Source organism: Modicisalibacter coralii (genome assembly GCF_004117855.1).
GTDB classification, from domain to species: domain Bacteria; phylum Pseudomonadota; class Gammaproteobacteria; order Pseudomonadales; family Halomonadaceae; genus Modicisalibacter; species Modicisalibacter coralii.
In genome coordinates, this window is record NZ_QWBW01000016.1 from 21,523 (window position 1) to 34,674 (window position 13,152).

Sequence of the window (13,152 nt, forward strand, 5' to 3'; positions counted from 1 at the left end):
AGATAGCCGTGGCCTCAGGCCGATTGTGCCTATTTCAAACAGCAGAAGCCTATGAATCCCAATTATCTGGACTTCGAACAGCCGATTGCCGAGTTGCAGGCCAAGATCGAGGAGCTGCGGCTGGTCGGCAACGACAGCAAGATCAACATCAGCGACGAGATCGCCAAGCTCGAGGAGAAGAGCAAGAAGCTCACCGAGTCGATCTTTCGCGACCTGTCCGCCTGGCAGGTCTCGCAGCTGTCGCGTCACCCCCAGCGCCCCTACACGCTCGACTACCTCGAGATGATCTTCGGCGACTTCGACGAACTGCACGGCGATCGCCACTTCGCCGACGACGCGGCGATCGTCGGCGGCATCGCCCGGCTCGACGACAAGCCGGTGATGGTCATCGGCCACCAGAAGGGCCGCGACGTCAAGGAGAAGGTGCGCCGCAACTTCGGCATGCCGCGTCCCGAGGGCTACCGCAAGGCCTGCCGCCTGATGGAGATGGCCGAGCGTTTCCGGATGCCGATCCTGACCTTCATCGACACGCCCGGGGCCTACCCCGGCATCGACGCCGAGGAGCGCGGTCAGAGCGAGGCGATCGCCTACAACCTGGCGGTGATGTCGCGGCTCGAGACGCCGATCGTCGCCACCGTGGTCGGCGAGGGCGGCTCCGGCGGCGCGCTGGCGATCGGCGTGTGCGACGAACTGACCATGCTGCAGTATTCCACCTACTCGGTGATCTCCCCCGAAGGCTGCGCCTCGATCCTCTGGAAGAGTGCCGAGAAGGCCTCCGAGGCGGCCCAGGCGATGGGCATCACTGCCGAGCGCCTCAAGGAACTCGGCTTCGTCGACAGCCTGATCGAGGAGCCGCTGGGTGGCGCGCACCGTCATCCGCAGACCACCGCCGACCGGCTCAAGACCTCGCTGCTGGCGAGCCTCGACCGGCTGGGCAGCCTGGACACCGAGGCGCTGCTGGCGCGGCGGTATGAGCGGTTGATGTCCTACGGCGCCCCTGCTTGATACCGGGCCTTTCTGCGCTCGATCAGGCGGCGTTGGAGAAGACCTCATCCTGCTCATTTAGCCGCAAGTAAACTCCGCGGCTTCGGTCTTCTCCGCCTGGCCTGATCGTCGCTCGAAGAGGCCTCTGCTACGCTCGGGTACCGAACAGTCATTGCGATGACGCTTGAAGCCCGGTGGTCGCGAATCGCCCCTCTGGAGCAGAAGGTTCTCAATGTTCCTGCAAGCTACCATTGATCGCGCCCTGGCCGAGACAGCGCCGGGGCGCGTCGTCTGGGTAGCGCTGTCCGGCGGTCTCGACTCCTGCCTGCTGCTGGCGCTCGTCGCCGAAGCCGCGCGGCGTCATCCGCGACCCATCCACGCCCTGCACGTCGACCACGGCCTGCAGTCCGCCGCCGCCGATTTCGAGCGTCACTGCCGCCGGCTCTGTTCGCGGCTGGGCGTACCGCTGTTCGTCGAGCGCGTCAGCGTCGAGCTCGCCGGCGAGGGGCTGGAGGCGGCGGCCCGCGAGGCGCGTTACGCGGCCTTCGCGCGACGCGTGGCCCCGGGCGAGGCCCTGTGGCTGGCCCAGCACGCCGACGACCAGGCGGAGACCTTCCTGCTCGCCGCGCTGCGCGGCAGCGGCGTGCGCGGACTGGCGGCGATGCCCGAGCGTCGCGACTGGCGAGGACGAGACCTGGCGAGGCCGTTGCTGGGGCTCGATCGCTCCCGGCTCGCCGCGGTCGCCGCCGACCTGGGCCTGAGCTGGTGCGAGGACCCGAGCAATGCCGACACGCGCCTCGATCGCAACTACCTGCGCCACGCTGTGCTGCCCCGGCTGGCCGAGCGCTGGCCGCAGGTGGCGCGCTCGCTGGGCGAGTCGGCCCGCCGCGCCGCCGAGGCCGACGGGTTGCTCGACGAATTCGCCGCCATCGACCTGCGCGGGGCCGGCGGCGATCCGGCGCGGCTCGGCGTCGCCGCCCTGACCGATCTGTCACGTCCCCGGCAACGCCTGCTGGTGCGTCATGCCTGCCAGCGGCTGGGCCTGCCCACGCCGCCGGCGGCACGCCTCGAAGCACTGCTCGATCAGCTCGCGGCACGCGAGGATGCCGAGGTGCACGTGGTCTGGCCGGGGGGCGAAGGGCGGCGCTGGCGCGGGCGTCTCTATCTTCAGGCGCCCGCCGAGCCACTGCCCGTGGGCTGGCGTGCGCCTTGGAATGGCCAGCCGGGGCGGGTGGGCGCAACCGCGGCGGACCCCGGGGTGCGCGTCGACTGGCGGTTGACGCAGGAATCGGGGGGTGTCGGGGAACTGCGTCTCACCGGGCGGCGCGGCGGCGAGATGCTGCGTGTCGCCGGCCGCGGCCGGCGCGACGTCAAGCGGCTGTTGCAGGAGGCCGGCATCCCGCCCTGGCGGCGCGGCAGCTGTCTGCTCGCCTGGCAGGGCGAGACGCTGGTCGCGGTGCTGGGCGTCGCCGTGGCCGAGGGGTGGTGCCAGGCTTACTGTCCGACGGCGAGCGGTTAGATCTCGACCGTCACCGGGTCGACCGCCAGTTTGTAGCCGGCGGCGCGCTGGTAGTCGATCTCCTGCTGCAGGTCGTTGAGCAGCAGCGACTGGTCGGCCAGGGCCTCGGGCAGCACCAGCAGCAGGTCGTCGCCGTCGGCGCTCAGCTGGAAGTCGGTGATCGGCTGCTCGGGACGCGAGTGATTGAGCACCACGGCCAGGCGCAGCAGCCGTGCCAGCCGTGCCGCGCGGGGCTGCGCCGGCGACGGCAGGGCCTCGAGTTCCTTGACGGCGAACTTGCGCCGGTGGGCGCGTACCAGAAACGCCAGCAACTGCTGCTCGGGACGCGAGAAGCCGGGCAGGTCACCATTCTCCAGCAGGTAGGCGCCATGCCGGTGGAACTGGCTGTGCGACACGGCCAGGCCGATCTCGTGCAGCTCGGCGGCCCAGGCCAGGAAGGGACGAATCTCGTCGCTGAGCTGCCAGGCGTCACGCACCTGATCGAAGGCGGCGGTCGCCGTGGCGGCGACGTTGGTCGCCTGGCGGGTGTCGGTGGCATAACGTCGCGCCTGCCCGGCGAGGGTCTGCAGGCGCGGGTCCTCGGCGCTGTTGCGCCCGATCAGGTCGTAGAGCACGCCTTCGCGCAGGGCGCCGTCGGCATAGCGCATGTGCTCGAGCCCGAAGGCCTCGAACACCGCCCAGAGAATCGCGACCCCGGCCGGGAACACCCGCGCGCGATCGGCCTTGAGGCCATCCATGGCGACCTTGTCGAGCTGCTTGCACTTGATCAGCCGCTTGCGTAGCTGCCAGAGCCCCTCGCGGGTGATGGTGCCTTCGGGCGCGTCGCCGGCCCCGGCGATCACCGCGGCGGCTGCCTTGATGGTGCCGCTCGAACCGATGGGGTCCGACCAGCCCAGGGACAGATAGTGACGACGGATGTTGGCCAGTTCGGAGAGGGCGGCGAGTTCGGCCTGGCGGAAGCGCTTTTCGTTGATCTCGCCGTCGTCGAAGAAGCGCCGGGTATAGGCCACGCACCCCATGTGCAGGCTTTCCAGCGCCTCGGGCACGAAGTGCTCGCCGATGATGAATTCGGTGGAGCCGCCGCCGATGTCGACGATCAGCCGCTTGCCGTGCACGTCGGCCAGGGCGTGGGCGGCGCCCAGATAGATCAGTCGGGCCTCCTCGCGACCGCCGATCACCTCGATCTCGTGACCGAGCAGGGCTTCGGCACGCTCGATGAAGTCGCGGCTGTTGGTCGCCGCGCGCAGGGCATTGGTGCCCACCACGCGCATGGCGTGGGACGGGATGCCTTCGACGAAGGGCGCGAAGCGTTCCAGGCAGGCCAGGGCACGCTGCATGGCGGCTTCATTGAGGGTATCGTCGTCGTCGAGGCCGGCGGCCAGCTGGACCTTCTCGCCCTGCTTGGCGACCACCTGCAGGTCGTCGTCGACCTGATTGGCCACCAGTAGATGGAAACTGTTGGAGCCCAGGTCGATGGCCGCCAGCCGGCGCGGTTGTTGAGGGGCAGGCGTCCTGCTCATGGGGCATTCCCTGTCGATGGCAATTAGCGCAAGGTTGCTGGCGCTCCGATGGCTTGTCAATCGGCCGTCATCGTCGTCCAATGGAACGTTGCGCATGTCATCAACGAGACGCGAGGGGGCAGCATGGCCGACAGCGCCATCGAAAGGATTTCCGGGGCACGCCTCGAGGCGGATCTCGAATCGCACGAGACGCTGCTGGTGGCGTTCGTCGCCGAGTGGTGCGAACCCTGCCAGACGTTGGTGCCGCGGCTGGAACGCCTGGCCGCACGCCATGAGGGGCGCTTTCGCTGCTATCTGGTGGATGTCGACCGTGAGCCCGACCTGGCGCAGAAGTACGGGGTGCGTGGCATGCCCACGCTGGAACTGTTCGAGGACGGCGATCTCGAGGCGACCCGGGTCGGGGCCCTCGACGACGACCAGCTCGAGCAGTTCGTGACCGCCACCCTGGACAAGTGAGCCGCGTTGCGCCGGGGCTTGCGTTTGCCGCCGGGCTTAACTAACATCGAGACGTTCGCCTGTTCCGAAAGCTTCCCGACCGTCGCGCGGTGCCACCGACGCGGTCATCGTCAAGTCGTCAGTTAGCCCGCTGTTCACCCTGCCACCGTTTTTGGCAGATTCCAGTTGTAAGGAAAGTAACGTCAGGCGAAAGGAACAGCGCCTCCCTCGATTCCGATAGTGCCCATGGCCTCGCCGCGAGCCGCCATGCGACAGCCATATCCGGCGAGAGGCTCACACCGGGCTCTGAACGCACCGCGCGGCGTACCGTCACCGCCTCCTGTCCTATCGGCCCGCAAGCCGCCACGCTGACAAGAGCTATTTCTGAACAAACGATGAATCTAACCGAACTCAAGCAAAAGACCGTTCCGGAGCTGCTGGAGATCGCCCAGCAGATGGGCATCGACAACCTCGCCCGCTCCCGCAAGCAGGACATCATCTTCGCCATCCTCAAGAAGCACGCCAAGAGCGGCGAGGACATCTACGGCGATGGCGTCCTGGAAATCCTTCAGGACGGTTTCGGCTTCCTGCGCAGCGCCGATAGCTCCTATCTGGCCGGGCCCGACGACATCTATGTCTCGCCGTCGCAGATTCGCCGCTTCAACCTGCGCAAGGGCGACTCGATCTCGGGCAAGATTCGACCCCCCAAGGAAGGCGAACGCTATTTCGCGCTGTTGAAGGTCAACCAGATCAACCTCGACAAGCCCGAAAACGCCAAGCACAAGATCCTCTTCGAGAACCTCACGCCGCTGTTCCCCCAGGAACGGCTGGTCATGGAGATCGGCAACGGCTCCACCGAGGACCTCACCGCCCGCATCATCGACCTCACCGCCCCCATCGGCAAGGGCCAGCGCGGTCTGCTCGTCTCGCCGCCCAAGGCGGGTAAGACGCTGATGCTGCAGAACATCGCCACCTCGATCACCCGCAACAATCCCGAGTGCCACCTGATCGTGCTGCTGATCGACGAGCGCCCGGAGGAAGTGACCGAGATGTCGCGCACGGTGCGCGGCGAGGTGGTCGCCTCGACCTTCGACGAGCCGCCGGCCCGCCACGTGCAGGTCGCCGAGATGGTGATCGAGAAGGCCAAGCGCCTGGTCGAGCACAAGAAGGACGTGGTGATCCTGCTCGACTCCATCACCCGCCTGGCGCGTGCCTACAACACCGTGGTGCCGTCCTCCGGCAAGGTGCTCACCGGCGGTGTCGACGCCCACGCCCTGGAGAAGCCCAAGCGCTTCTTCGGTGCGGCGCGCAACATCGAGGAGGGCGGCAGCCTGACGATCATCGCCACCGCCCTGGTCGACACCGGCTCGAAGATGGACGAAGTGATCTTCGAGGAGTTCAAGGGCACCGGCAACATGGAAGCCCACCTCGACCGCAAGCTGGCCGAGAAGCGCGTCTACCCGGCGCTCAACATCCGCCGTTCGGGCACCCGCCGCGAGGACCTGATCGCCTCCGAGGACGAGATGCAGCGCATGTGGATCCTGCGCAAGCTGCTCAACCCGATGGACGATACCGCCGCCACCGAGTTTTTGATCGACCGTCTCAAGGACACCAAGACCAACCTGGAGTTCTTCGAGGCCATGAAGCGCCGCTGATTTCGGCCGGCTGTGCTGTACCCGCACCCGCCTCGTCATCACCGGCGAGCACACTAGCCCGGGTGGTGAACGCGAAGGGGCGGCCTGCCAATGCCGCCCCTTCTGCCGTTCGGGCAGGCGGGTTCTCGCCTCACCGGGGTATTGTCGGCAATCTCTTACACGGCGTGACGTCTTGCGCTGACATGAAGGCATGGTCATCGGTCACTATGCTGAAGATGTCGCAGCATTGCTGCCGCATCACTCCAGAAGTTGCCCCACCCCCCGTGGGGCTTTTTTCGTGTCGATGCCCGGTGGTCAGCGGAGCCTGACGCGTGGCAATTCCTCCCAGCGTGTTGTCCAGCGGTTCGTGCGGTTTGCGCAGCGCAGGTGCCAGGCGGCATCGGGACTGGGCATGCCGAACTTCACCGTGCCGCGCCCCATCGTCCTGTTGAGCGTGTCGAGGGTGGCCATCAGGCGCTCGCTGCGCTGTCGGTCGGCGTCGCGCTGCGGCGTATCGAGCAGCGAGAGCTGCTGACGGTGGGCGTCGACCAGATCCAGCAGCATGACCCCGGCCTTCATGTAGCGATGCCCGTCGCGCTGGATGCGCTGGAGTCCGAGCCGGGCGGCATGCAGGATGTCGCGACTGTCGTCGGTGGGGCGATCCAGTTCGACGATCAGGCTGGGGGAAGACTGGGGCAGGTCCTGGCGGTGCGGGTTGGTCTTGAGGAAGACGAGCACGGCGCGACACAGGCTGTGCTGCTCGCGCAGCTTCTCGGCGCCGCGCTGGGCGTGTTCGCGGATGGCCTCGCGGAGCTCTCCCGGGTCCTCGGTGAGGCGTCCGAAACTGCGCGAGGTCATGATCCGCTGTCGGGACTCGGCGACGTCGTTCATCTCGATCGCCGGGACGCCCTGGAGCTCGAGCACGGTGCGCTCGAGGACCACGCTGAAGCGGCGGCGGATGCGCCGGGGGTCCTGGTTGCGCAGGTCCCAGGCGGTGCGGATGCCCATCAGGTGGAGGCGCTCGACGAGCCGGCGGCCGACCCCCCAGATGCCGTCCAGTGCGGTGCGCTGGAGCAGCCCCCGGGTCTCCGGGCCGGCGGCGGCGAGCACGCAGACGCCGGCGTCGCCGGGCGCTTGCTTGGCGGCGCGGCTGGCGAGCTTGGCGAGCGTGCGGGTGGGCGCCACACCGACCGAAACGGGGATGCCGGTGTACTGGCGCACCCGCTTGCGCAGCCGGCGGCAGTGCGCGTCCAAGGCGGGGGACGAGAAGCCCTCGAAACGCACGAACATCTCGTCGATCGAGTAGGGCTCGACCGTGGGGGCGAGTTCCTCGAGGACGGCCTGCACCCGCGAGGCCATGTCGCCGTAGAGCTCGTAGTTGGAGGAGAGCAGCACCAGGCCGTGGCTGCGCACCATGCCCTGGAGCTGGAAGGCGGGGGCGCCCATCGCGACACCCAGCGCCTTGATCTCGGCGGAGCGGGCGATCACGCAGCCGTCGTTGTTGGAGAGCACGCCGACCGGGACGCCTTCCAGGTCCGGGCGGAAGACCCGCTCGCAGCTCACGTAGAAGTCGTTGCAGTCGATCAGGCCGATCATGGCACGCCTCACACCGGGTATTCGTGGATGACCGCGCGGATCACGCCCCATACCTGGCAGTCGCACGAATCCAGCGGGATCGGGGCATAGCGTGGGTTGCCGGAGGTCAGGCAGTGGCGCGTGTCGAGGATCTCGTAGCGCTTGACGATCAGCTCGCCGTCGACGAGGGCGGCGACGATGTGTCCGGGGCGCGGGTCCAGCGAACGGTCGATGATCAGCAGGTCGTCGGCGTACATGTCGAACGCTTCCATCGAGTCCCCGGTGACGCGCATGAAGAAGGTGGCGCTGGGGCGCTTGATCAGATGCTCGTTGAGATCCAACTGGCGGCCCTCGTAGTCCTGGGCCGGAGAGGGAAAGCCCGACAGCCCGGCGCGGATGAGCGTTTCCGGATAGGGCAGCCCGAGGGCGCTGGCCGGTCTTTGCGGCCGGTAGAGGGTTGGCGGTGACATGGGGGTTCCCCGTCGGTATCGGTAACTGTATTCATGTACAGTATTCAACGAAGACAGCGCTTAGGCAAACACCAACCCCGTATCCGGCAGGGGCTTCGACGCTGGCGCCGGGGAGGCGCGCCAACGACCCGGACCCCAGGCCGAGCATCGCGCACGGCACCACGCAGGCTGTGGGCGGCGGGTCGGCGCGATCGGTCGTGATTTCCATTCGGCGTTGGCTGGCTGGTCATGACTCGGGCGCGTAGAATCCCGCCCAGTGCCTGCTGTCGTCCCCGCGCCCGGTGCCCGTGGTGGCAGGCTGACGGGCGACGTCGCGACATTCGCCGGGGTTCTGCATGACCATCAATCGCTGGGTGGCGTTACCGTTATCATGAAGTACAGGGATTTACGCGAGTTCATCGCGGCGCTCGAGACGCAGGGCGAACTGCATCGTGTCACCGCCGAGGTCGACCCCTACCTGGAGATCACCGAGATCTGCGACCGGACGCTGCGCGCCGGCGGGCCGGCGCTGTTGTTCGAGAACGTCAAGGGCCACGACATGCCGGTGCTCGGCAACCTGTTCGGCACCCCGCGGCGGGTGGCGCTGGGCATGGGACAGGACAGCGTGACGGCGCTGCGCGAGGTCGGCGAGCTGCTGGCCTTCCTCAAGGAGCCGGAGCCGCCCAAGGGCTTTCGCGACGCCCTCGACAAGCTGCCGGTGTTCCGCCAGGTGATGAGCATGGGGCCCAAGACGCTGCGCAAGGCGCCGGTGCAGGAGGTGGTGCACGAGGGCGAGGCGGTCGATCTCGACCGCATTCCCATCCAGCACTGCTGGCCGGGCGATGCCGCGCCGCTGGTGACCTGGGCGCTGGTGGTCACCAAGGGGCCCCACAAGACGCGCCAGAACCTGGGGATCTACCGCCAGCAGAAGCTGGGGCGCAACCGGCTGATCATGCGCTGGTTGAGCCACCGCGGCGGCGCGCTGGATTTCCAGGAATTCCAGCGGGCGCATCCCGGCGAGCCGTTCCCGGTGGCGGTGGCGCTGGGCGCCGATCCGGCGACCATCCTCGGCGCGGTGACCCCGGTGCCGGATACGCTCTCCGAGTACGCCTTCGCCGGGCTGCTCAGAGGCTCGCGCACCGAGCTGGTCAAGTGCGGCCACGCCGATCTCGAGGTGCCGGCGTCGAGCGAGATCGTCCTGGAAGGCTTCATCCACCCCGACGACGTCGCCGAGGAGGGTCCCTACGGCGATCACACCGGCTACTACAACGAGGTCGAGACCTTCCCGGTGTTCACCGTCGAGCGCATCACCCACCGCCGCGAGCCGATCTATCACTCGACCTATACCGGCCGGCCGCCCGACGAGCCGGCGGTGCTGGGGCTGGCGCTCAACGAGGTGTTCGTCCCCATCCTGCGCAAGCAGTTCCCGGAGATCGTCGATTTCTACCTGCCGCCGGAAGGCTGTTCCTACCGCATGGCGGTGGTGACCATGAAGAAGCAGTATCCCGGCCACGCCAAGCGGGTGATGATGGGCGTTTGGAGTTTCCTGCGTCAGTTCATGTACACCAAGTTCGTGATCGTGCTCGACGACGACGTCGACGCGCGCCGCTGGGAGGACGTGATCTGGGCGATCACCACGCGCATGGATCCGGTGCGTGATACGGTGATGGTCGAGAACACGCCCATCGACTATCTCGACTTTGCCTCGCCGGTCGCCGGGCTGGGCTCGAAGATGGGCCTCGATGCGACCAACAAGTGGCCGGGCGAGACCGATCGCGAGTGGGGCCAGCCGATCGTCATGGACGAGAGCGTCAAGACGCGCGTCGACGCGCGCTGGAATGAACTGGGCATCCCGCTGCCCGACGAGGACCGCTGAATGCCAGCGCCCGCATCCATCGACATGAGGACAGCATGACGGCAAGGACCCTGACCTTTCAGGTGGCGTCGGTGGAGGATCTCACTCCCGACGTCTTCCGCGTGCGACTCGAGGGTCGCGCCGAGGCGGTGACTCATGCACCGGGGCAGTATCTCGAGCTCAAGCTCGATGACCAGACCTGGGTGCCGTTCTCGATCGCCAACGCCCATCGGGGCGACGGCAGCATCGAGCTGCACATCCAGCACTGGCCGGAGCGCGCCAATTCGCAGCGGCTGCGCGAGCTCATGCAGCATCTCGCCCGGCTCACCGTGCGCCTGCCGGGCGGCGAGTGCGTGCTCGACGCCGACAGCAACCGGCCGCTGCTGCTGATCGCCGCCGGTACCGGTTTCGCCCAGATGAAGGCGCTGCTCGAGGCGGCCTTCGCCGCCGACGATGCGCTACCGGTCGAGTTCTGGTGGGCGGTCCGCGAGCGTCGCGACTTCTACCTCGAGAGTCTGGCCCGCGACTGGGCCGCGCGTTACCCCAACTTCCGCTTCCACGCCGTCGCCGAGGAACCGCTCGAGGCCGGCTTCGAGGCCGAACGGGTCTTCGCCCACCAGGGGCGGGTGGATGCCGTGCTGGCCGAGTCGGTCGACGACGTCTCGGGCTACGACGTCTACCTGTCCGGCTCGCCGGGCATGGTCTATGCCTGCGTCGACGCCCTGGCGCCGCGCGGCCTGGACACGGCTCGCGTGTATTCCGACGTCTTCGCCTATGCGCCGCGGGACCCGCTCTTTCCGCCGCTCGAGCCGGTGGCCTCCGTGCATGACACCACGCCCGACCTGAACGGGACGCGGTCGTGAGCGTCGCGCCGATTCTGATCACCGGCGGCGGCCAGCGCATCGGCCGGCACTGCGCCGAACGGCTGGTCGACGACGGGCATCCGGTGATCGTCAGCTACCGCCGCGAGCGCCCCGAACTCGAGGCGCTGCGTCGGCGCGGCGTGGTGACCCTGCAGGCGGACTTCGCCGAGGCGGCCGGGATTCTCGATTTCATCCGCCGTCTGCGCGACGAGACCGACGCCCTGCGGGCGATCATCCACAACGCCGCGGCCTGGGTGGCGGACGACGACGACCCGGACGGCGCGCGCTTCGAGCGGCTGTTTCGTGTCCACATGCAGGCGCCGTACCTGATCAACCGGCATTGCCGGGACCTGCTCGAGGCATGCAGCGAGCCGCAGCGCGACATCATCCACATCACCGACCACCTGGCCGGCGGCGGGATGAGCGAGCATGCCGCCTATGCCGCCACCAAGGCGGGGCTCGAGAACCTGACGCGCTCCTTCGCCCGACGCTATGCGCCGAGTATCCAGGTCAACGCCATCGCCCCGGGGCCGGTGATGCTCGGCGGCGAGGATGACGAGGCCATCGCCGAGGCGGTGCGCCGGCGTTCGGCGATGGGCCTGGTGCCCGGGCCGGGCGTGATCTATCAGAGCGTTCGCTATCTGCTCGACAACCGCTTCACGACCGGCATCACGCTGCCGGTGGACGGCGGCCTGGAAGCGTGAGCGGCACCGGGCCCCGACAGGGCGCCGGGCCGATCGCCGGGGTTGCCAAACCCCGTCCAGCGTGTAGGATGAAAGGCGAGATTCACGGAGACGACCCATGCCCCGCCAAGCCCTTGCCGACATCGCCAGCGCCGCCCGCTTCCGGGTGGACGCCTGCGCGTGCCTCGGTCATGGCTATTGGTATTGGTTTACCGGCGGTGCGCCCGCCGGCTCGGCCACCTAGCCCGAGCCGGAGCGCACCCTGAACCGCAGGGTTGCCTCCCGAAAGAACCCCCGTCGGCAACCCGGCGGGGGTTTTTTCATGGGCACCAACCGATTGCATGACCGGCGAGTGCCGGACGCTCACGACCAGGAGACTGACTCATGACCCGCATGCCCTTCGTCCATCACGGCTTCGACACCGACTATCGCGGCGAGGGTTATTGGCGATTTAGCGACGCCCGGTCAGCGCAGTCAGCCACCTCTGGCCGGGTGACCCTGGGTGGCCAACGAACGCCCCGATGTCCCCGAATCCGCCATTGACGCGGACGCGCCAGGAAGTGAATCGCCATGAACGCACCCATGACCCTCGATCTCTCTGCCGTCGACTCCCCTCGGTCGGCCACCCATCGTCCCCTGCCCACCCCCGCCGAGCTGCGCCGCGAACTGCCGGTCGACGCTGAACTCGCCTCACGCCTCGCCGACCAGCGCCAGGCCATTCGCGATGTCCTCGCCGGGCGCGACGAGCGCCTGCTGGTAGTGGTCGGCCCGTGCTCGATCCATGATCCCGACGCCGCGCTGGAGTACGCCGAACGCCTGGCCGCGCTGCAGGCCAGCGTGGCCGATCGTTTGCTGCTGGTGATGCGGGTCTACGTCGAGAAGCCGCGCACCACGGTGGGCTGGAAGGGGCTGGCCTACGACCCGCACCTGGACGGCAGCGATGACATGGCGGCGGGGCTGGCCAGCGCCCGGCGGCTGATGCGCGACGTCGCCGCGCTGGGCCTGCCGGTGGCCACCGAGCTGTTGCAGCCGATGGCCGCGGCCTATTTCGACGATCTCTTGAGCTGGGTGGCGATCGGCGCGCGCACCACCGAGTCGCAGATCCACCGTGAGCTGGCCAGCGGGCTCGACGCCTGTGTCGGCTTCAAGAACGGCACCCAGGGCAATGTCGACGTGGCGGTGGCGGCGATGCAGTCGGCGGCGCATCCGCATCGCCACTTCGGGGTCACCGCCGCGGGCACGCCGGCGATGATCGAGACCCCGGGCAACCCCTTCACCCATCTGGTGCTGCGCGGGGGCCAGGACGGACCCAACCACGATGCCGCCAGCATCGCCGCCAGCCGCCGCGCGCTGGAGGCCGCCGGGCTGACACCGCGGCTGATGGTCGACTGCAGCCACGCCAATTCGCGCAAGGATCACCGCCGCCAGACCGAGGTGCTGCACAGCGTGGTCGACCAGCGCCTGGCCGGTGAGCGCGCGCTGATGGGAGTGATGCTCGAAAGCCACCTCTTCGAGGGCAAGCAGCCGCTCAACCCGGCCGCGCTGCGCTACGGCGTCTCGATCACCGATGCCTGCCTGGGCTGGGAGACGACCGCGCAGCAGCTCATGCGTGCCGCCGAGCGTCTGCGCGGCTGA

11 protein-coding genes are annotated in these 13,152 nt (G+C 68.3%); 8 read left to right on the forward strand and 3 right to left on the reverse strand.

The window, feature by feature from the left end:
• Positions 1-51: 51 nt before the first annotated feature.
• Positions 52-1,005 (forward strand): acetyl-CoA carboxylase carboxyl transferase subunit alpha, encoded by a 954-nt coding sequence (gene accA, locus D0901_RS10275; protein WP_129140214.1) that lies wholly within the window; start codon positions 52-54, stop codon positions 1,003-1,005.
• A gap of 211 nt (positions 1,006-1,216) precedes the next feature.
• A complete protein-coding gene (gene tilS / locus D0901_RS10280) occupies positions 1,217-2,503 on the forward strand; it encodes a tRNA lysidine(34) synthetase TilS (protein WP_129140215.1) in 1,287 nt (428 codons plus the stop codon).
• On the opposite strand, the gene ppx is transcribed toward tilS, so the two are convergent.
• Positions 2,500-4,023, reverse strand: a complete 1,524-nt coding sequence (ppx, locus tag D0901_RS10285; protein ID WP_129140216.1) for an exopolyphosphatase — start codon at positions 4,021-4,023, stop codon at positions 2,500-2,502. The genes tilS and ppx overlap by 4 nt on opposite strands.
• A gap of 123 nt (positions 4,024-4,146) precedes the next feature.
• On the opposite strand from ppx, the gene D0901_RS10290 reads away from it, so the two are divergent.
• Both D0901_RS10290 and rho read left to right on the forward strand, forming a co-directional pair.
• Positions 4,147-4,479 carry a thioredoxin family protein gene (locus D0901_RS10290; protein ID WP_162500853.1) on the forward strand — a complete coding sequence of 111 codons (333 nt, stop codon included), beginning with the start codon at positions 4,147-4,149 and terminating at the stop codon, positions 4,477-4,479.
• Positions 4,480-4,853: 374 nt separating this feature from the next.
• A complete protein-coding gene (rho, locus tag D0901_RS10295; protein ID WP_129140218.1) occupies positions 4,854-6,113 on the forward strand; it encodes a transcription termination factor Rho in 1,260 nt (419 codons plus the stop codon).
• A gap of 294 nt (positions 6,114-6,407) precedes the next feature.
• On the opposite strand, the gene D0901_RS10300 is transcribed toward rho, so the two are convergent.
• Positions 6,408-7,688: a Y-family DNA polymerase gene (locus D0901_RS10300; protein ID WP_129140219.1), complete on the reverse strand. Its 1,281-nt coding sequence runs from the start codon at positions 7,686-7,688 to the stop codon at positions 6,408-6,410.
• Positions 7,689-7,696: 8 nt separating this feature from the next.
• Entirely contained in the window at positions 7,697-8,137 is a 441-nt protein-coding gene (locus D0901_RS10305) for a LexA family protein (protein WP_129140220.1), read from the reverse strand.
• Positions 8,138-8,507: 370 nt separating this feature from the next.
• Between D0901_RS10305 and ubiD the strand changes: the two genes are divergently transcribed.
• The 4 genes from ubiD (at position 8,508) to D0901_RS10325 (ending at position 13,152) form a co-directional block, all read left to right on the forward strand.
• The gene (ubiD, locus tag D0901_RS10310; protein ID WP_129140221.1) at positions 8,508-9,992 is read left to right on the forward strand and encodes a 4-hydroxy-3-polyprenylbenzoate decarboxylase; all 1,485 of its coding nucleotides are present in this window, start codon (positions 8,508-8,510) and stop codon (positions 9,990-9,992) included.
• Positions 9,993-10,027: 35 nt separating this feature from the next.
• Positions 10,028-10,834, forward strand: coding sequence for an NAD(P)H-flavin reductase (locus tag D0901_RS10315; protein WP_129140222.1), 807 nt, complete (start codon positions 10,028-10,030; stop codon positions 10,832-10,834).
• Positions 10,831-11,538: a dihydromonapterin reductase gene (gene folM, locus D0901_RS10320; RefSeq protein WP_129140223.1), complete on the forward strand. Its 708-nt coding sequence runs from the start codon at positions 10,831-10,833 to the stop codon at positions 11,536-11,538. The genes D0901_RS10315 and folM overlap by 4 nt, the downstream gene beginning before the upstream one ends.
• A 549-nt stretch (positions 11,539-12,087) precedes the next feature.
• On the forward strand, positions 12,088-13,152 hold the full coding sequence (locus D0901_RS10325) for a 3-deoxy-7-phosphoheptulonate synthase (protein ID WP_129140224.1): 1,065 nt from the start codon (positions 12,088-12,090) through the stop codon (positions 13,150-13,152).

Coding starts and splice junctions, on each gene's coding strand:
- accA (WP_129140214.1), top strand. CDS start 52: ATGAATCCCAATTATCTGGACTTCGAACAGCCGATTGCCGAGTTGCAG.
- tilS (WP_129140215.1), top strand. CDS start 1,217: ATGTTCCTGCAAGCTACCATTGATCGCGCCCTGGCCGAGACAGCGCCG.
- ppx (WP_129140216.1), bottom strand. CDS start 4,023: ATGAGCAGGACGCCTGCCCCTCAACAACCGCGCCGGCTGGCGGCCATC.
- D0901_RS10290 (WP_162500853.1), top strand. CDS start 4,147: ATGGCCGACAGCGCCATCGAAAGGATTTCCGGGGCACGCCTCGAGGCG.
- rho (WP_129140218.1), top strand. CDS start 4,854: ATGAATCTAACCGAACTCAAGCAAAAGACCGTTCCGGAGCTGCTGGAG.
- D0901_RS10300 (WP_129140219.1), bottom strand. CDS start 7,688: ATGATCGGCCTGATCGACTGCAACGACTTCTACGTGAGCTGCGAGCGG.
- D0901_RS10305 (WP_129140220.1), bottom strand. CDS start 8,137: ATGTCACCGCCAACCCTCTACCGGCCGCAAAGACCGGCCAGCGCCCTC.
- ubiD (WP_129140221.1), top strand. CDS start 8,508: ATGAAGTACAGGGATTTACGCGAGTTCATCGCGGCGCTCGAGACGCAG.
- D0901_RS10315 (WP_129140222.1), top strand. CDS start 10,028: ATGACGGCAAGGACCCTGACCTTTCAGGTGGCGTCGGTGGAGGATCTC.
- D0901_RS10325 (WP_129140224.1), top strand. CDS start 12,088: ATGAACGCACCCATGACCCTCGATCTCTCTGCCGTCGACTCCCCTCGG.